Here is a 17,923-nt window from a genome sequence, read left to right on the forward strand (position 1 = left end):
CAGGCTCAGCGGCGGACCTTGGTGAAGCAGAGCGTGAAGTCGGTGCTGCGGCGGGAGGAGTACCGGATGCCGTAGTCGAACTCCTTGCCGCAGTGCTTGTCCGCGCCGATCAGCCGGTCCGCCGTCTTGTACTGGGCCTCGGGGGAGGTGCAGTCCACGATGGTCGGCTGCGGATCCCCCTCCGGGTCGGCGATCTTGACGCAGTCACCGATGTTCGGGTCGTGCGTCTTGGCCTCCGCGGCCTGCGCGGACCGCGTCGCCTCCGCCTTGGCCTTGCCGCCGGTGGGGCTGGTGTTGTAGTCCCACACGTACCAGGCGCCGCCACCGAAGACCGCCAGCACGATGCCGACGGACAGCAGCGAGTGCAGCGGACTGCGCCGCCGCGGTCCCGACGGCCCGGCCGGCGGGCGCGGCCCGGGCGCGGGCGGCTGGCCGGCGTAGGGCTGCGGGGCCGGCGGCTGACCGTAGGGCTGGTGCGGGTAGGGCGGCGGTGCGGACATGAGCGGTGACCCCCGTGGCTGGCGAATGCGAATGACCACCTGAACGGTGATCACCGAAGAATAGTCAGGCGACGAACCCCCTCGATCCGCGGATCGGCACAACGGAGGATCCCCGCACAATTCCCGCACTTTGCCTGGCCTTGACCTCCACGGTCGGCACGGTCGACAGCGCCGGACCGAGCGCCGGAACGGGCGCCGGATCGCGCGGGGGAGGGAAGGGGACGGGTGGGGGAACTTTTGCCCGACGGGCCATTGAGGGCGGGCTGCTCGCGCCCCTACACTCGCGCCCGTCCGTGACCGCGTGTCCCGGTGGCCCCACGTGCCCGGTGTCGTCCGATCCGACCCGGGGCACCGGCCGATGTCCCCCAACCAACCCTCATGGAGGACGATTTGAAGGCACCATCCATACGCCGGATGCTCCTGACCGGCGTGAGCACCCTGGCCCTCGCGGCCTCCGGCGCGTTCGCCGTCCCCACCGTCGGCAGTGCCGTGGCCGCCGGATACCCGGTGGTGCACCCCGCGGTGGCCGACTACACCCAGGTGTCGACCGGCACGACGCCCCCCACCCAGGCACAGTGCGCGACGGCGGGACGCCGCTGCTTCACCCCGCAGGCGATCCGGGCCGCCTACAACCTCGGCCCGCTGTACGCCGACGGCCATGACGGCCGCGGACAGACGATCGCCATCGTCGACTCGTACGGCAGCGACACCATGGCGCACGACCTGCACGTTTTCGACCAGGCCTTCGGCATCCAGGCGATGTGCGGCGAGGAGGGCGTGACCTGCCAGCCGGGCATGCCGACCTTCAGCACCCTGCACGTCCAGGGCGCGCCGGGCACCACCGCGCCGCCGTCCACCAGCCATGGCACCGGCCAGGAGGACAAGGCCGCCTGGGCGCTGGAGGTCGCGCTCGACGTCGAGACCGCGCACGCGATCGCGCCCGGCGCCAACATCCTGCTGGTCGCCACTCCCACCGCGGAGACGCTCGGCGTCCAGGGCTTCCCCGTCATGATGGACGCCGAGCAGTACGTGGTCGACCACCACCTGGCGAACGTCATCTCGCAGTCCTTCGCCTCCGCCGAGGGCGCGTTCGGCAGCGCCCAGTCGATCGAGCCCCTTCGGCACGCCTTCAAGTCGGCGGCGCTGAACGGCGTCACGGTGCTCGGCTCCTCCGGCGACGACGGCTCGACCGGCTCGAAGAAGACGCCGGTGAAGCAGGGCGGTACCACCCTCCCGGACCCGGCGGTCGAGTGGCCGGCCTCCGACCCGCTGGTGACCGGCGTCGGCGGCACGTACCTGTGCACCGACCCCACCGCGACCGGCAGCCGGACCGCGGACAGCACCGACAACCCGTCCAAGTGCCAGGCCAACCCCGGTGCGGCCGAGGTCGGTTGGACCTTCGCGGGCGGCGGCTTCAGCCAGGTCTTCGACAAGCCCGCCTACCAGTCGGCGCTGCCCGCCGGCTCCACCCCGATCGGCGCCAAGCGCGGCGTGCCGGACGTGTCCCTGCAGGCCGCCTCCGCCACCGGCGCGCTGGTCTACCTCTCCCTGCCTCCGGACGGCTCCGCCGGCCTCAACTGCGGTGGCACTCCGTGCAGCGCGGGCTGGTACGACATCGGCGGCACCTCGCTGTCCTGCCCGCAGTGGGCCGGCCTGGTCTCGATCGCGGACCAGATCAACGGCGGCGGCCTCGGCCAGATCAACCCGGCCCTGTACAAGCTGGGCGCCGACCCGGCGAAGTACGCGGCCGACTTCCACGACGTCACGCTCGGCAACAACACCGCCGACCCGGCGGTACCCGGCTACCCCGCCACCGCCGGCTGGGACCCGATCACCGGTCTCGGCACCCCCGACGCGGCGAAGCTCCTGCCCGACCTGGTCCGCGCCGCCCACACCGGATGACCCCGACCAACACCGGGTGACCCCGACCCTCCCGGGCGCCTGACCACCTCGCCCCGTCGAGCCGCGGCCCGACGGGGCGAGGTGGTACGCGCAGGCTTGGAAAGCGTGTTGGGGGCAACCTCCGAATCCGGCGCGTGCTGGAACCACTGGCGGAACCCCTTCGGGGCCATCACCGGACGACGGTGCTGGCCCCGAGGAAATGGGTGCAGCCCTGCGCAGGCAGTGCACCGGACGCTCGAATCTGCCAGTCCCGAGCGGGTGATGGACCTACCCCCGGGCACCTCCGCGATCCTCAACCCCAGTGTGGAACCCGAGGTCACCCACACCGCCGCCCTGCTCTCGCAAGCCGGCGTCGGCATCGAGTGGCGCGGCAGGACGGCGCTGAACGTCACCGGCACCGACCGCATCCGGGGCGGGGTGTTCACCGTCCCACCGGACCGGCTGGAGGCCGCCACCCTCGCGCTGGCCGCCGCCATCACCGGCGGCACCGTCCACCTGGACGGCTTCCCGCCGGCCGCGTTCCCGGACGGGCTGGTGTCGGTGTTCGCCGACGCCGGAATCCAGCTCGACCCGCTGGACGGCGGAACGGCCGTCAGTACCCCGGCGGGGCCGCGGCCTGTACAGATGGCCACCGGCCCGCACCCGGGCTTCCCGACCGACGTGCAGCCGCAGCTGACCGCCTTCCTCACCCAGGCCGAGGGCACCTCCCGCATCGACGAACGGATCTACACCCAGCGCGACACCCACCTGCCCGCCCTGGCCGCGTTCGGCGCCGCCGTCAACGCAACCGGCTCGGTGATCACCGTCCGGGGCCGGTCCGCCCTCACCGGCGCCGACGTGACCGGGGAAGACATCCGGGCGGTGACCGCTCTCGTGATCGCCGCCCTGGCAGCCGAAGGCACCTCTACGATCCGAGGGATGTATCACCTGCGGCGCGGATACGGCAGCCTGCTGCCGAAGTTGGCCGCGCTCGGTACCCACCTGACGATCGACCAGGAGTAGCCGTGACCAACACCGTGCCGTGGACCCCGAACACGCTCGCCGACCTGCGCGAGTGCCTGGACCTGATGACCGCTGACGGCACCGTGCCCGGCGGGGTCATCGCCCACGGCACCTTCGACACCGAGCCCGGCTACCTGGCCTCCGGCGTCGTCGCCCCCGAGTGCGGCGACGCCCGGCCGGGGCCGGACACGGTGTACGACGTGGCCTCGCTGACGAAGGTCCTGGCCACCTGGCCGCTGGTCGGCACCTCTCTCACGGACGGCTTCACCCTGGACACCCCGATCCGCGAACTGTTGACCGGCATCCCGGCCGAGGCCCCCGGCGGCCGGGTGACGGTCGGCCAGATTCTGGCCCACACCTCCGGCCTGCGGGCCGACACTCGCCTCGACCAGTACCGGGGCCGCACCGAGCCGCTGGCCGAACTCATCTGCGGCGAAGACCTGATCGCCGAGCCCGGAGCCGGTCACCGCTACATCAACCGCGGTTTCATCCTCCTCGGCCTGGCCCTGGCCCACTACCGCTGCCAGCGCCTGGACGAGCTGGCAGCCGAGCTCTGGCAGGACCTCGGCATGACAGGAACGACCTACGGACCGGTGCCCCGCTCCGCTCAGGTCGCCCCGACCGAGCAGCGGTTGAACGGCGGGCCCCGGCTGTGGGGGATGCCGCACGACGACAACGCCGCCCTGCTCGGCGGCGTCGCCGGACACGCCGGGGTGTTCACCACCCCCGCAGACCTCGCCACCTTCGCCACCCACCTGCTGGCCTCGCACGCCACCGACGAGCCCCTGGGTCGCTGGCTCGCCTACAGCATGCGACCGCAGGCCGCGATCGAGCCCGGCCTCGACCGGGGCCTGGCCTGGATTCTCGCCGACGAGGGCCGAGTCGCCTACCACCACGGCTTCACCGGCACCAGCCTCTACCTCGCCCCGACCACCGGCCGCTACCTGGCCATCTGCACCAACGCCGTCTACCACCACCGGGACAACCGCACCCGCCTTGCCCCGCTGCGGGCCCTCGCCCTCAAGGCGATCACCGACGAACCCTAGGAGGGCCACCCGTGCCCCGCACCACGCTCGCGTCCCTCACCACCCTGCGGCTCGGTGGCCCCGCCAGCAACGTCCTGCAGGTCGCCGACCCCGACGACTGGTTCGAACTGGTCCGGACGATCGGCGACCGGCAGGAGGACCTCACCCCTCACCCTCGGCCACGGCAGCAATGTCATCGCCTCCGACACCGGCCACGAGGGCACCGTCGCCGTGATGAACACCCGGGGCATCACCGTGAAGCGGGTGAACGACGACACGGTGGCCGCGACTGTCCAGGCCGGCCACCCGCTCGCCGACCTCGTCCAGTGGGCCACAGCCGAACACCTCGCCGGAATCGAGTGCCTGGCCGGCATACCCGGCACTGTCGGCGCCGCCCCCGTCCAGAACGCCGGAGCCTATGGCCAGCAGGTCTCTGACGCCCTCGACCACCTCACCGCCTGGGACTGGGACATGGGCCGCCTGCGGACCCTGCCCGCCCAAGCCTGCCGCCTCCGCCACCGCGACAGCCGCTTCAAGAACGACCCTTGCCGCTGGACCATCCTCACCGCGACGTTCCACCTCACTCGCTCACCGGCTGCCCCGATCACCTACCAGCCGCTCGCCGACGAACTCGGCGTCCACGTCGGCGCCCGACTGCCCGTCGCCGAGGTGACCGCCGCCGTCCTCGCCAACCGCCACCGGTGTGGACTCCTCCTCGACCCACACGGCTCCGACGCCCGCCAGGCCGGATCGGTCTTCCTCAACCCGCCCGTCTCCGCCGCCCAGGCCGCCCGCTGGTCGGCTGCCGGCTGCCCGGTCCACACCGACAGCGACGGGCAGCTGCGAGCCAGCGCCGGCTGGCTGCTGGAGCACACCGGCTACCGCCCCGGCTACAAGATCGCAGACGGCATTCGCTGCTCGGAACGCCGCACCCTCACGCTCACCGCCCACGACGGGGCGACCGCGACGGGCTTCGCCCTGGCCCTAAGCGAACTCTCGGTCCAGGTCGAGATCGCGACCGGCATCAAGCTCCGGCCCGAGCCGACGTTGGTCGGCGCCTGGGCATAAGGCGCCACCTCATTCGACCTTGCCTCCGCCGCGCCTGGCCTCCGGCTCGTACGTCAAGAGGCCAGGGCGCCCGAAGCGTGGGACGGCTTCTCCAGAGACGGCATCGCATCGGGATTCGTGCGCCTCGGACGTGTGCGACCATCGCAGCCGCCACCACTCCAACCGGTCTGCCGATTCCTGTGGAAACACCGCATGAAGTGCCCCCAACGAGGCGGCCACGGCCTCACCTGCGAGTATCGCCCACCACGGCGCCCCAGCCAGCGCGGCTACGCTTGCCGTGCCGATAGCCCCCACCCCAATCGCGGTGCGGGCCAGGGGCTGCTTGGACGGCTGGTGTCGCGGCATAGAGTTTTCCCTCCGGGGATTCGCAGGCGATCTGCCGTTTCGATCCTTGCGAATGGAAGCGTGTTGCGGCACACGCACACCGTTGCGGGCTTCATGCAACGGTGCGACTCGACGAGGAGTGAGGGAGCAGATGGCGAACCAAGACGGGGCGGAGATCGATCTCTCCGAGGGCGAGTGGCTGCCGCAGCCGCGCGGCGCGCGCACAATGATCTTTCAGAAGGACGTTGACCCCACCAGTGTCAGCCCAGAGAGCTACGCGCTCGCGATCGAGCTCCGCGCTCTCGCGCAGAGAGTCGGTACTTCCCTCAACGCCTACGCGAGACGCGTCAACTGGGACCGCTCCACGATCTCGCGATACCTCAGCGGTGTCCTGGTCCCACCAGCCGACTTCGTCGAGAGGCTGATCCTCGACGGTGATCGTCATCTCGGCGTTGAGCTGACCGTTGACGCTCGCACTTTGGTCCACCGGCTGCAACGCGAGGCCCTACGCGCTGCAAGTCCCACAAGCGCCGATATCCAGGACCTCCGAGACGAGCTCGCTGAGGCAGAGCGGCACAGCGGACTACTCCAGCAGGAGACACGCCTCCTTCGCGACATGCTCAAGGCCGCACACTCACAGCTCGACGAGCAAGAGGTCCAAATCCGGGCTATCGAACGGTCAGCGGCAGCCGACCGCCTTACCCAGCGGGCCGAACTCGCGGTCTGGTCAACCAACTATGAGGGCTTGCGCTCCGAGCGCGACCGCCTCCAGAGCTTGCTCGACAAGCTGAAGCACGAACTCGTTGAGGCCGAGCGCCGTGCGGCGACCGCCGAGGAACGATGCGCCGCATTGGAGCGCCAGCTGGAGGCTGCCGAGGAAGCAGAGGATGAAGAGTGGGAAGAGCTGGAGCGTAGGACGCAGGGCCCGGTATCTTCCTCGGCTTCGTCGAACTCCCCCACCTTCTCCGCCCCCTACAAGGCCAACGACGATACCGACCTCCAGGCGGTGGTCCTCGAGCTCGAGCGCCAAGACCCCGTCGGCCAGCGGATGGCCTCCATCTTGGTAGCAGCCATGGACAGAGTGATCGATGGGCCCCGCACCGGCCGCTTCCACCTCGGCCAGATCTCCGCCCTGGAGCGATCCTCTCTGCACGCCATCACCGCCAACCTGATTCAGCACGAATTCGGCTTCCCAGACGGCCACCCCACCGACTTCCTCGTCGCAGGCATCCAAGTCCGCTACCGCTTCAGCACGCTCCAAGGGTGGGGTATCCCGGCAAGCGCGCTGAACCAGGTCTGTCTCCTGGTCGAAGTGGGCGAAGAAGGTCGCCACTGGAACATGGGGATAGTGCGGGCAACTCCTGAGCACCTGGGCTCGTACGGCAATCGCGACGGCAAGCGCCACCTAAGTGCTACAGGAGTGTCGGCTGTTCGCTGGCTGCACCGCGAGGCCATGCTGCCGATCAGCGTAATGGCTGACCTGCCAGCTGCCACCCTAGAGAACATCACTTGCCATAAGAACGCCCAGGTCCGGGTGGATAACCTGTTCCGCTCGATCCAGGGGCGCCCGATCGACCGACAAACCATTGTCGCCCTTGCTCGGTCTGCTATCCATGGAGAGCGCCGAGCCCGTGAGAGCCGCGCACGACTCGTCCCCGAGGGCATTCTGGTTCTAACCCTCCGTGATGATCAGTTGATCAGTGATCTCCAACTCCCAGCCCTGGGCCCCTCTCAGTGGCTATCCATCCGTCTCGTCCGAATGCAGCCTGACCACGGCTCCACACCATCGACCCTATTGGCGGGAGAACGCTGGTGTGCCGCCCGCCTCCAAGACCCCATCGAGGAGCTACCGATGCGCCGCTACTGAACCAGCGCACTCAGCTGTGGTCTCAGTTTTGGTCTCATTCACCACCGTCCGACTGGGTTCAGCGGCCGCTCAGAGAATCGCTCCGCCGCAGGTCAGGACAGATGTGAACCCCGGCGGACGGCGTTCGGGAGAATTGGAAAGCGTGTTGGGGGCAACCCCTCACGAGTTCGAATCTCGTATCCTCCGCCGGCAGAAGGCCCGGACCGCTTGGCGGTCCGGGCCTTCGTCATTCCGTAATTGCAGTTCTGGTTGCAGTCGCACCTCGCCGACCTGCCCTGGGCAGCCCAGCACGTGCATGCGACAACTTCAGCTGGGTAACGGGGCGCCCCATGCCACTCTCTCATCGCGCTGAGCTCGCACCGGTCGGTGCTCTGCGGTTGCCCTTCATCGCACGGTTCGGGGCCGAGGAAACCCGAGCGGATGCATCCGCCACCGTCCGCCCGCCGGCACTCAGGTGGACGCTCCGCGGCCTAATACTGCAGCTGCACTGCGTCGAGGTCGGCAGTGATGCTCCGCTGTTACGGCTCAGAAGGCTCCTGTGGGATGGACCGGCGGGTGATGAGCCTCAAGACCAGCTCTCCGCGCACCTCCGCAGCCTTCATCGAGTCCTCCAACCCGTCGAGAACCTCCATGGCCACCGTGATATCGCGTGCTTCCTGGTGATCGACCCGCATCTGTGCACCCTGGATCGCCATATCCCTGCGAGCTCTGTTGGACTGCACGAAGAACATGGCTGCCGTCAGGTCCGTCACCGTCCCAGCCGTGCTCGCCACGATCGCAGCGTAGCGCTGACCATCTCCTTGAGCGTGCCAGATGGCGAGAGCTACACCTCCCAAAAGGATCAACGAACCGATTGCGGCGAAGGCGATACTGACCAGAAAGCTGAATCGCGCCTGGGTGATGCCGAGCGCGTAGTTCTCCACGAGCAGAGCGTCTTGAGCCGGGTCCCGATAGTCCCGGTGCCGATGCCCGACTCTGCCGTCGAACTGCAACTCGCCTTGCTGATCCGGAGCCGTCCCCTGGAAGTACAGGGTGGCACCGGAACCGTGCACCTGGATGCGGGGTGAGTCGGCCGCTTCAAGTCGGCTGCGCGTCTCGGCTGCGCTCCGTCGGAGCGATTGCCCCACCACCAGTACAAACATCGAGGTCACGTACACGACCACAAGCGTTGAGCCGAGCCCGACCAGGATGAGCTTCGCCGTGGATGATTCCGTCTGCCGCGCGAACAGCAACGGCACCAGGCAGCTGGCCCCGAGCAGTGGGAAGATCCACCAGGGAGGCACTGATCGTGGCCTCGTCCAGTAGCCGCCGACAGCCGGTTTGGCATCGCGTCCCGGAGCCAACCGGGCCTGGTGTTCCTCCGCGACGGGCTGGTCCCGTCCACCGAGATGGCCCACCTTGTCGGGTGCAACCTCCTCGCTGCTCGCCCCGCTCAACTGAGCTAGGCCTACGTCACCGTCAACGCCCTCACGTACCGTCATGACTCGATCGTGGGTCAAGTGTTCCGCACCAAATGGTGGCTTTAGCCTGCGCGTTTCACGTCGGGCTGGGACCGGATCGTGAGCGGGAACGCGAAAGTGCCTTCTGAACAGGGACGATGAGGCTTGTCTAAGGTCTCCGTCGTACCAGCAGGAAGGCACTTTCTGCGTGCGCCTTACCCGCTCACGTCCGAAGCTCGTCGTCAGCGCCGACGGGCACGGGGTGGTCAACCACGCCGGCTCGCGTCTGCTCGCGGATCTGGCCGACACCACGACGCTGACCAGCGCCTTCTCCGACGCTCTGCGCCGGTTTACGGCCGCGCGGCACGGGGCGCGATCCCGGCCGTGTCGCGGTCGACCTGGCGGTGATTCTCGCCGACGGCGGCGAGGCGATCGTCCGACCGAGGCTGTCAATAGACCGCGACCCAGAAGATCACCCGGTTGGGTGCTACTCCTATTTTGCAGAGCACGTACATGCTGTTCTCCAGCAACTTCCAGCTGTCGCGCGAGGGGGTGTGGCCGGCCTGTCAATCTCATCAGCAGTACCGGCACCTAGCTTCACCGCACACGTTCGACCTGATAGTCGGAAGATGCACCCGTTCGGAGAGGCGCACGTAGCGCAGCCCTGAAATCTCGCACAGAGGAAGGATATGACCATGAGCATGATGGTCGCCGGAAAGTCCAACTTCGATAACGTAAAGCACCTGACTCTGGACCAGTTCCTGAATGAGGCTGGTCCGGAGGGCTTCCAGGAACTGGTCGGCCGCATCAGCGGCGGCAGCTTCAGCGAATGCCACATCGTCATTGCCCAGGAAACGGGGATTTTCATCGATGAACTAGTGCCGATCTTCCAGAAGCTGGACGCCCTCCTCGTAACGCGTCCACTCCCGTCGGCACTGCAACCCGCCTAATCGCCGCGTAGCAGTGCCGCGAAGTCATGAATGGCTTATGCGGCACTGCTCTCGTGAATAACGCACAGAGGCGAAGGGCGTATTCGTGGGTATTAAAACAATCCTTGAGTACCTAACTCCAGACTTCCACAAGGGGCAACAAGAGCTAGCTGGCGTAATTCGCTCGCTCTTGTTTAAAAGTCATCCAGATATCCCCGAATCGTTCGATCAGGGTGGTGACATCTTCCTTGAGCCGCTGCTATTCGCCTATTTTACGCATCCGCAGCGGAAAGCTGTGTGGGAAAATTCGCCTGGAGAACTTCTCCTTCGCCATGAGGATGCGCAAGATAGCGCCCTATCAAAGGAATGCCCCGCCCGTCTACCCTTCAAAATTACCAACGCTTCACATCCGCTGCTGCGCAGACTATTTTGCGAAGCGGGTCAAGTGGGCGAGTTGGATGGAATCGCCACCTCCAAAGACTTGAGCAGCCTGGAGAATTCTTGGGGGCTTATCTTGCGCGCCTATCCGGAATATGCCGGGCTTGTGGAAGAGTGCGTAAGACGGATTGTCATTTTTCGCGCATCGAGGCCCAATTCATTCGCAGCTCTCTCTGCTCATGGAGCTGTCTTCATCAATGCATCCCAAGGGGCGGGCTCCATTTTTTTCTTGGAAGAACTCCTCCATCAGTGCGGACACGTAATCTTCGGGGCAATGACTGTTAGACCGGAGAGACTTTTCAGTGTCCATCCGCAGACACTTCTACCAGGCAGTAACACCCCCTCTGGTGAGCCGCGTACCGCATACGTAGTGCTCCACGCCATCTTTACCGAAATGGTCATGGCGGAAGGTTTTGGACGTTGCCTCGAAATGCGCCTAGTCGAAGGCGATGCTCAGTACGAACTTAAAGGTCGCCTTGCCTATATCTTGCAGCGTTACGCAGAGGATCTAACTGACCTGCTAGCGCAAAATATCATGTCCGATGCAGGCCTCTCACTGATCGAACAGTTGACGGAAGAATTCAAAAGACTGGCTTCTCGACACTACGAGGCTCTCCGTGGCGTGAATTTGACCGGCCAGCCTTATGTATTCGATTACAGTCAATTTCTGAGAGTGAATCCGCTTCCTGGCTGCAGCGTCTAATCCACCAGTAGTTGCAGCAGTTAATGACCTCCTCAACGTGGCCGGTCTAGGAGGTTCGCGCCCGGCTGCATGGCGGGCCGTGCGGGTGGTCCCGTCCATAGGTGTGGGTGGTGGCGGCAGTCGACGCACGCTCGTACGCCAAGGTCAGCAGGCCGCGGCCTCGATCAGTGGAAAGACCACGGCACGTTCCGGCCTTGCAGTCGTGGCTCCCCCGGATGGCTGCCTGCTGTTGCAGGCCAGGCCAACCCCGCGTTGAGTCCATCGAAGGAAGGAAATGCCAAGTGGAGGAGCTGCAATGGCGACGACGGCGGCCAGGAAAAAAGTACGGCTGGAACCTGATGACCACGCTCGAATGCAGCGACTCCACGAGGAGGTGACTGGGCGACTGGAAGAAATGTCCATGATCGTGAGCCGTACCCTCGGTCTGGACATCACGAGCGGTAAGACGCTCAAGTGGCAGCCGGCTGGTGATACCCGGCTGAGGGGAAACGTCGACATTGAGATTGTCTGCACGCCAGACGGGTGCGGCTGCTACGACTACCGCGACGGCACCTGTAGCGAATGTTAACCTGCGTGTTTCATCCGGGGTCGCGTCCGGATCATGATCGGAAAAGCGAAAGTGCCTTCTGAGCTGCAACGATGAGGCTTGTCTAAGGTCCCAGTCGTACCAGTAGGAAGGCACTTTCTGCGTGCACACTACCCGGTCACGCCCCAAGCTCGTCGTCAGTGCCGACGGGCTCGGGGTGGTCAACCACGCCGGCTCGCGTCTGCTGGCGGATCTGGCCGACGCCACCTCGCTGACCAGCGCCTTCAGCGACGCCCTGCACCGGCTGCGACCGCGCGGGACCGGGCATGATCCCGGCCGCGTCGCGGTGGACCTGGCGGTGATGCTCGCCGACGGAGGCGAGGCGATCCGGGACCTGGCCGTGCTGCGTGACCAGCGTGACGTGTTCGGCCCCGTCGCCTCCACCCCGACCGCGTGGCGCGTCCTGGCGGGCATCGACACCAACAACCTGAACGCGCTGCGGGCAGCCCGGGCCCAGGCCCGCGAGGTCGCCTGGCTGCAGACCGCCGAGACCACGGACGGGATACCGCCAGCCCGCGGCGGAGGACGTCAACTGCCCGGCCTGGTCCTGGACATCGACGCCACCCTGGTCACCTGCCACTCCGAGAAGGAAGAGGCGGCCGCCACCTACAAACGCGGCTTCGGCTACCACCCGATGCTCTGCTTCCTGGACAACACCGGCGAGGCCCTGGCCGGCATCTTGCGACCCGGCAACGCCGGAGCGAACACCGCAGCTGACCACATCACGGTCGTCGACGCGGCCCTCGCGCAGATTCCCGACGCCCACCGCCACGGCACCCCGGTCCTCATCCGAACCGACAGCGCGGGCGGCGCCAAGGCCTTCCTCGCCCACCTGCGCGCCCTCAGGCAGCGAGGCATCCAGACCACCTTCTCCGTCGGACACGCCGTCACCGAACAGGTCCGCAAGGCCATCCGGGTCCTACCCGACCGGGTCTGGCACCCTGCCCTGGAACAGGACGGCACGCTTCGTGCCGGGGCCGAAGTCGCCGAGCTGACCGGCCTGGTCGACCTCACCGGATACCCGGACGGCACCCGCATCATCGTCCGACGAGAGCGCCCCCACCCAGGCGCCCAGCTGTCCCTGTTCGACCAGGACGAAGGCATGCGCCACCAGGTCTTCCTCACCGACACCCCCGTCGCCGGCGGCGGCTCGATCCAGTACCTGGAGGTCCGCCACCGCGCTCACGCCCGAGTCGAGGACCACATCCGCTGCGGCAAGACCACCGGCTTCGGCCGCTTCCCCTCCCGCCACTTCGCCATCAACCAGGCCTGGCTGGAGCTGTCCCTGACCGCCATCGACCTGCTCGCCTGGGCCCGGACCCTGCTGCTGGACGGCGAGTTGGCCACCGCCGAGCCCAAGAAGCTCCGCTACCGCCTCCTGCACGCTGCCGCCCGGATCACGCGCGGAGCCCGCCGCCTATACCTGCGGATCGCCGCCACCTGGCCCTGGCGCCACGAACTGACCGCAGCGTTCAGCCGCCTGGTGGCACTACCCCGACCGGCCACCTGACAGACGAAGCAGCCCCTGACCACCCACGACCCGAGGACCCAGGAGCACCCGGCCATCGCGCCGGGCCCTCGGCATGCCCACCGTCCCACGGCAGCCCCACGACCCCCGACACAGGGATCACCCCAGATCAGCCGACGCGAACCGAAACACGGAGGTTAGTCAATTGTGACCGTCGAGCAGAGCAGGGGTACCAGCCGAGTACAGCGGTGGGAGTGACTGGACAGCGACTGTGGCGCTTCCAGCGAATCCGATGGCGCCGACTTCAAGTCCGAGTTCTACTACACGGTGAGCGAGACCACTGCCGCGCGGTGGCGGGAGGTTCGTGCTCAGGATTGATGGCGGCTGAGATGAGCCCGCGGCGCGGGAGATACCTGAGGCAACCAGCTGTGGTTGCAGTTCTGGTTGCATTCACCCCCGTCCGGGGCCGTTCAGCACCCGGCCAGTAAACCGCTCCGCCGCAGGTTCAGGACGCCTACGGTCGCCCCCGTACACCCGGACGAACAGTTGGAAAGCGTGTTGGGGGCAACCCCCGAATCCGGCGCGTGCTGGAACCACTGGCGGAACCCCTTCGGGGCCATCACCGGACGACGGTGCTGGCCCCGGGGAAATGGGTGCAGCCCTGCGCAGGCAGTGCACCGGACGCTCGAATCTGCCAGTCCCGAGCGGGTGATGGACCTACCCCCGGGCACCTCCGCGATCCTCAACCCCAGTGTGGAACCCGAGGTCACCCACACCGCCGCCCTGCTCTCGCAAGCCGGCGTCGGCATCGAGTGGCGCGGCAGGACGGCGCTGAACGTCACCGGCACCGACCGCATCCGGGGCGGGGTGTGGACCGTCCCACCGGACCGGCTGGAGGCCGCCACCCTCGCGCTGGCCGCCGCCATGACCGGCGGCACCGTCCACCTGGACGGCTTCCCGCCGGCCGCGTTCCCGGACGGGCTGGTGTCGGTGTTCGCCGACGCCGGAATCCAGCTCGACCCGCTGGACGGCGGAACGGCCGTCAGCACCCCGGCGGGGCCGCGGCCGGTACAGATGGTCACCGGCCCGCACCCGGGCTTCCCGACCGACGTGCAGCCGCAGCTGACCGCCGACGAGCAGTAGTCGACAGCCGGGATAAGAGGTTGTCTCACGCGGCAAGTTTCGCGGCCTGCTTGCAGGAGGTCAGGGCGGCGGCTCGGCCAGCCCTCAATTCTGCCAGTCGTCGCCGACCGCATACGGATCTTGAGACCCCGAGCACCCCATGGCAGGCTCATGTCGCATGATCGACGAATTCGCGAAGGACACCCTGCACGGTCGGCTGCGGCGGGACCGCGAGGCGCTGCTCTGGAAGCTCGACGGCCTGTCCGAATACGACGCCCGCCGACCTCTGACCGCGACCGGGACCAACCTGCTCGGCTTGGTCAAGCACGTGGCCACAGTCGAGGCCAGGTACTTCGGCGAGGTCTTCGGCCGCCCTTCGCCGGAACCGCTGTGCCGGTGGCAGGACTCAGACGGCAGTGACCAGTGGGCGGCCGAGGACGAGACCCGCGATCAGATCGTCGGGTTCTACCGGCGCACCTGGGAACACGCGGACGCGACGATCAATGAGCTTTCCATCGACGCCCCCGGCCTCGTGCCGTGGTGGCCGGAGCCGCATGCCGACACGAACCTGTTCGCCGTCCTGGTCCACGTCCTCGGCGAGACCCTCCGGCACGCCGGGCACGCCGACATCCTGCGCGAGGGCCTCGACGGCCGGACCGGGTTGCGCCCCGAACACGAGAAGCAGATCGACGAGCAAGCCCGTGCAGCGCACTACGCGAAGATCGAGCAGGCCGCCAGGTCTGCGGCACCGATCAAGGCTTAAGGCGCCCACGGCGTGTCGCCCCCTTCCTCCACGCCTGGTGCCACCTGCGCAACGACGAGCGGGTGTTCACCATCCTCCCGCATCCACGGGGTGATGCCCTCATAGCCCGCGACGCAAGCAGTGAGTGCTCAGCAGGCTGCGGGAACCAGGTGGTCGAGGCCCTGTGCGCTGCCCGTCGCGGCCTCGGTCGAGCGCGGCAGCATGACGCGCTCGTAGGCGCGGACGGCGTCGCCGACGCCGGATTCGGTGACGAGGGCGTGGGCGAGGTCGGCGCCGTCGAGCATGGCGAGGTTGGCGCCCAGCCCGACCGGCGGCATCAGGTGCGCGGCATCGCCGAGCAGCGTCACGCCGGGCACGTGCGCCCAGGTGTGCGGGGCGGGCAGCACGTGCAGGGGCCGGTTGACGAAGCCGTGGTCGCTGTCGCGCAGGATCCGCAGCAGGCCCTCGTCCCAGCCGTCGAACATCTCCAACAGGTGCTCCTGCACGGCCCCTTGGTCGTCGAGGTCGAGTCCGGCGGCCGCGTGCCAGTCCTGCGGCTCGCGCAGCGCGAGGTAGCCGCGGATGTGGCCGTTGCTGTTGCGCTGGGCGACCATGGTCCGGCCGACGCCCTTCGCCAGCAGCGATCCGTTGCCGACCAGCCGGGCGAGTTCGGGGTGGCGGGTATCGCACTGGTCGAAGCCGGTTTCGACGAAGGTGACACCGGTGTAGTGGGGTACGGCGGGCGACAGGGCCGGGCGGACCCGTGACCAGGCACCGTCGGCACCGACCACCAGGTCGAACTCCTCGGCCGTACCGTCACCCAGGACCAGCCGGCAGGTGCCGCCCGCCAGCGGGGTGACCCCGGTGACGGCACGGTCCCACCGCACCGTGCCCGGGGTGAGCGAGTCCAGCAGCAGGCCGCGCAGTTGGCCGCGGTCGATCTCCGGGCGGCCCCCGCCAGCGGTCGGCCCTCGCTGCGTGAGGAGGGCACCGGTGGCAGGGTCGAGCACCCGCCACTCGTCGCCCTCGGGGCGGGCGAGGGCATGGAACCGGTCGAGCAGTCCCGCCGACCGCAAGGCGGCCTGGCCGGTGTCGGCGTGCATGTCGAGGGAGCCGCCCTGCGGGCGGGCGTCGGCGTCGGCTTCGCGTTCGAACACCGTGACGGCGCGGCCGTGTTGCTGCAGGACCCGGGCGCAGGTCAAGCCGCCGAGGCCGGCGCCGACGATCGCGATGCGAGGGTCGCGGGCAGAGGGCATGGGTGTGTCCTTCCGAGGGTGGGTGGGTCGCCGGGCGGCCCGGCATCTCCAAGAAAGCACACTCGCTAAATAAGTGCAATGACTACACTTTCGGAGTGGATGCACGTCGGGCTATGGTGGTCGAGTGACCGAAGCGATGGGGCGCCGCGAGCGCAAGAAGGCCCAGACCCGCCAATCCCTGGCCGACGCCGCACTCGAACTCTTCCTCGAACGCGGCTACGACCAGGTCGGCGTCAAGGACGTCGCCGACGCCGCAGACGTCTCGGTGACCACCCTGTTCAAGCACTTCACCAGCAAGGAGGCACTGGTCTTCGACCAGGACGACGACCTGGAAGCGGCCCTCGTCGCGGCCGTGCGCGAGCGGCCCCCGGGCCGGTCGATCCCGCAGGCCCTGCGCGAGCACCTGCTGCTGCACCAGACCCGGTTCGCCGTCCACGCCGCCGACCCGCGGTTCGCCGACTTCACCCGCCTGGTACAGGACACCCCCGCGCTGCGCGACTACTCCCAACGGATGTGGACCCGCCACGAAACGGCCCTGGCGCAGGCCATCGCGCAGGCCGTGGGCGCACCCGAGGACGACGTCAGCTGCGCCGCCCTGGCCCGGTTCGCCCTGGCGGCCCGCAGCCTGATCCTGCAGCACCCCGAACCGCGCCGGGCTGCCGACGAGGCATTCGCCCTGCTCGAACAAGGCTGGGCAGCCTCCCATCCGGGTAACTGACCCGGTCAACGACGAGTCTCGACACGCGCGCATGCGGTGCCAAAGGGCACGGAGACCGATCCTTGACGGCCGGCGCCACCTCTCTACCTATCGTTGGTCGAGAGGCAGCCGAGGCGGACGTGGAGGCGGCGATGAGGATCGTGTTCGTGCACGGGGCGTGTGTGCGGGACGGGTCGTGGTGGTGGCACCGCACTGCGGAGTCACTGCGGGAGCGAGGGGTGCTGAGCGTGGCGCCGGCGCTGCCGAGCTGCGGCGAGGCGGGCCGTCCCGGGGGCCGCGACGGTCCGGGGCTCTCCGAGGACGTCGCGGCAGTGCGGCAGGCGCTGCTCGACAGCGATGAACCCACTGTCGTGGTCGCCCACAGCTACGGCGGCGTCGTCACCGCGGAAGCCGCCGCGGGTGTCGGGTCGGTCCGCCACCTGGTGATGATCTCCAGCTACCTGCCCGAGGTCGGGCAGAGTCTGTCCGACTTCGGCGGCAGCAGCCCCGCCCCGTTCCTCGACATCGACTCCGACGCCGGAACCTTCGGGGTCCGCCCCGAGCTACTCGTGGACGTCTTCCTGCAGGACTGCGCCCCGAGATCCAGACGCAGGCGGCACACCACCTCGCCCGGCAGAGCGTGCGGGTGACCGGGCAGCCGGTCGGGGCGGCCGCATGGCAGCAGGTGCCCTCGACCTACCTCGTCTGTGCCCGGGACCGCGGCACCCCGCCACGCCTGCAGCGGGACTTCGCCCGCCGAGCCGGCAGCATGGTCGAACTCGACTCCGGCCACCACCCGTTCCTGTCCCAGCCGGACACGGTCCGGGACCTGCTGTTGAGCCTTTGACGGCAGCG

General features: G+C 68.2%; 17 protein-coding genes. 14 read left to right on the top strand and 3 right to left on the bottom strand.

Annotation, left to right across the window (positions count from 1 at the left end):
- Positions 1 to 5: 5 nt before the first annotated feature.
- Positions 6 to 500, bottom strand: coding sequence for an LppU/SCO3897 family protein (locus tag CRP52_RS34445; RefSeq protein ID WP_097240766.1), 495 nt, complete (start codon positions 498 to 500; stop codon positions 6 to 8).
- A 429-nt stretch (positions 501 to 929) separates the two neighbouring features.
- Between CRP52_RS34445 and CRP52_RS34450 the strand changes: the two genes are divergently transcribed.
- The 5 genes from CRP52_RS34450 to CRP52_RS34470 all read left to right on the top strand — a co-directional run bounded on the left by CRP52_RS34450 (position 930) and on the right by CRP52_RS34470 (position 7,688).
- The gene (locus CRP52_RS34450; RefSeq protein WP_179853125.1) at positions 930 to 2,402 is read left to right on the top strand and encodes a S53 family peptidase; all 1,473 of its coding nucleotides are present in this window, start codon (positions 930 to 932) and stop codon (positions 2,400 to 2,402) included.
- Positions 2,403 to 2,663: 261 nt separating this feature from the next.
- Positions 2,664 to 3,404 carry a hypothetical protein gene (locus CRP52_RS34455; protein WP_097240768.1) on the top strand — a complete coding sequence of 247 codons (741 nt, stop codon included), beginning with the start codon at positions 2,664 to 2,666 and terminating at the stop codon, positions 3,402 to 3,404.
- Between the two features lie 2 nt (positions 3,405 to 3,406).
- The gene (locus CRP52_RS34460) at positions 3,407 to 4,450 is read left to right on the top strand and encodes a serine hydrolase domain-containing protein (protein ID WP_257033196.1); all 1,044 of its coding nucleotides are present in this window, start codon (positions 3,407 to 3,409) and stop codon (positions 4,448 to 4,450) included.
- Positions 4,451 to 4,504: 54 nt separating this feature from the next.
- Positions 4,505 to 5,497 carry a UDP-N-acetylmuramate dehydrogenase gene (locus CRP52_RS34465; RefSeq protein WP_097240769.1) on the top strand — a complete coding sequence of 331 codons (993 nt, stop codon included), beginning with the start codon at positions 4,505 to 4,507 and terminating at the stop codon, positions 5,495 to 5,497.
- A 475-nt stretch (positions 5,498 to 5,972) separates the two neighbouring features.
- A complete protein-coding gene (locus CRP52_RS34470; protein WP_179853126.1) occupies positions 5,973 to 7,688 on the top strand; it encodes a NaeI family type II restriction endonuclease in 1,716 nt (571 codons plus the stop codon).
- A gap of 518 nt (positions 7,689 to 8,206) precedes the next feature.
- Here the strand turns inward: CRP52_RS34470 and CRP52_RS34475 are convergent.
- Positions 8,207 to 9,169 (bottom strand): TRADD-N-associated membrane domain-containing protein, encoded by a 963-nt coding sequence (locus CRP52_RS34475; protein WP_143685903.1) that lies wholly within the window; start codon positions 9,167 to 9,169, stop codon positions 8,207 to 8,209.
- 653 nt (positions 9,170 to 9,822) lie between these two features.
- Here CRP52_RS34475 and CRP52_RS34480 point away from each other — a divergent pair.
- The 6 genes from CRP52_RS34480 (at position 9,823) to CRP52_RS34505 (ending at position 15,136) form a co-directional block, all read left to right on the top strand.
- The gene (locus CRP52_RS34480) at positions 9,823 to 10,077 is read left to right on the top strand and encodes a hypothetical protein (RefSeq protein WP_143685904.1); all 255 of its coding nucleotides are present in this window, start codon (positions 9,823 to 9,825) and stop codon (positions 10,075 to 10,077) included.
- A gap of 85 nt (positions 10,078 to 10,162) precedes the next feature.
- Positions 10,163 to 11,197, top strand: a complete 1,035-nt coding sequence (locus tag CRP52_RS34485) for an HEXXH motif-containing putative peptide modification protein (protein WP_097240773.1) — start codon at positions 10,163 to 10,165, stop codon at positions 11,195 to 11,197.
- Between the two features lie 295 nt (positions 11,198 to 11,492).
- A complete protein-coding gene (locus CRP52_RS34490; RefSeq protein WP_143685905.1) occupies positions 11,493 to 11,765 on the top strand; it encodes a hypothetical protein in 273 nt (90 codons plus the stop codon).
- Between the two features lie 121 nt (positions 11,766 to 11,886).
- Positions 11,887 to 13,293: an IS1380 family transposase gene (locus CRP52_RS34495; protein ID WP_097240775.1), complete on the top strand. Its 1,407-nt coding sequence runs from the start codon at positions 11,887 to 11,889 to the stop codon at positions 13,291 to 13,293.
- A 669-nt stretch (positions 13,294 to 13,962) separates the two neighbouring features.
- Entirely contained in the window at positions 13,963 to 14,394 is a 432-nt protein-coding gene (locus tag CRP52_RS34500; protein WP_097240776.1) for a hypothetical protein, read from the top strand.
- Positions 14,395 to 14,551: 157 nt separating this feature from the next.
- Positions 14,552 to 15,136, top strand: coding sequence for a DinB family protein (locus tag CRP52_RS34505; protein ID WP_097240777.1), 585 nt, complete (start codon positions 14,552 to 14,554; stop codon positions 15,134 to 15,136).
- A 128-nt stretch (positions 15,137 to 15,264) separates the two neighbouring features.
- On the opposite strand, the gene CRP52_RS34510 is transcribed toward CRP52_RS34505, so the two are convergent.
- Complete coding sequence (locus CRP52_RS34510; RefSeq protein WP_097240778.1) at positions 15,265 to 16,371, bottom strand: FAD-dependent oxidoreductase; 1,107 nt, start codon at positions 16,369 to 16,371, stop codon at positions 15,265 to 15,267.
- Positions 16,372 to 16,507: 136 nt separating this feature from the next.
- On the opposite strand from CRP52_RS34510, the gene CRP52_RS34515 reads away from it, so the two are divergent.
- The 3 genes from CRP52_RS34515 to CRP52_RS40125 all read left to right on the top strand — a co-directional run bounded on the left by CRP52_RS34515 (position 16,508) and on the right by CRP52_RS40125 (position 17,915).
- Positions 16,508 to 17,089: a TetR/AcrR family transcriptional regulator gene (locus CRP52_RS34515; protein ID WP_097240779.1), complete on the top strand. Its 582-nt coding sequence runs from the start codon at positions 16,508 to 16,510 to the stop codon at positions 17,087 to 17,089.
- Positions 17,090 to 17,220: 131 nt separating this feature from the next.
- Entirely contained in the window at positions 17,221 to 17,718 is a 498-nt protein-coding gene (locus CRP52_RS34520) for an alpha/beta hydrolase (protein ID WP_257033197.1), read from the top strand.
- Positions 17,715 to 17,915 carry an alpha/beta fold hydrolase gene (locus tag CRP52_RS40125; protein ID WP_257033198.1) on the top strand — a complete coding sequence of 67 codons (201 nt, stop codon included), beginning with the start codon at positions 17,715 to 17,717 and terminating at the stop codon, positions 17,913 to 17,915. Before CRP52_RS34520 ends, CRP52_RS40125 begins: the two co-directional genes overlap by 4 nt.
- Positions 17,916 to 17,923: the final 8 nt, after the last annotated feature.

The organism is Streptomyces sp. 1331.2, from assembly GCF_900199205.1.
In the GTDB taxonomy this organism is placed as follows: Bacteria; Actinomycetota; Actinomycetes; order Streptomycetales; family Streptomycetaceae; genus Kitasatospora.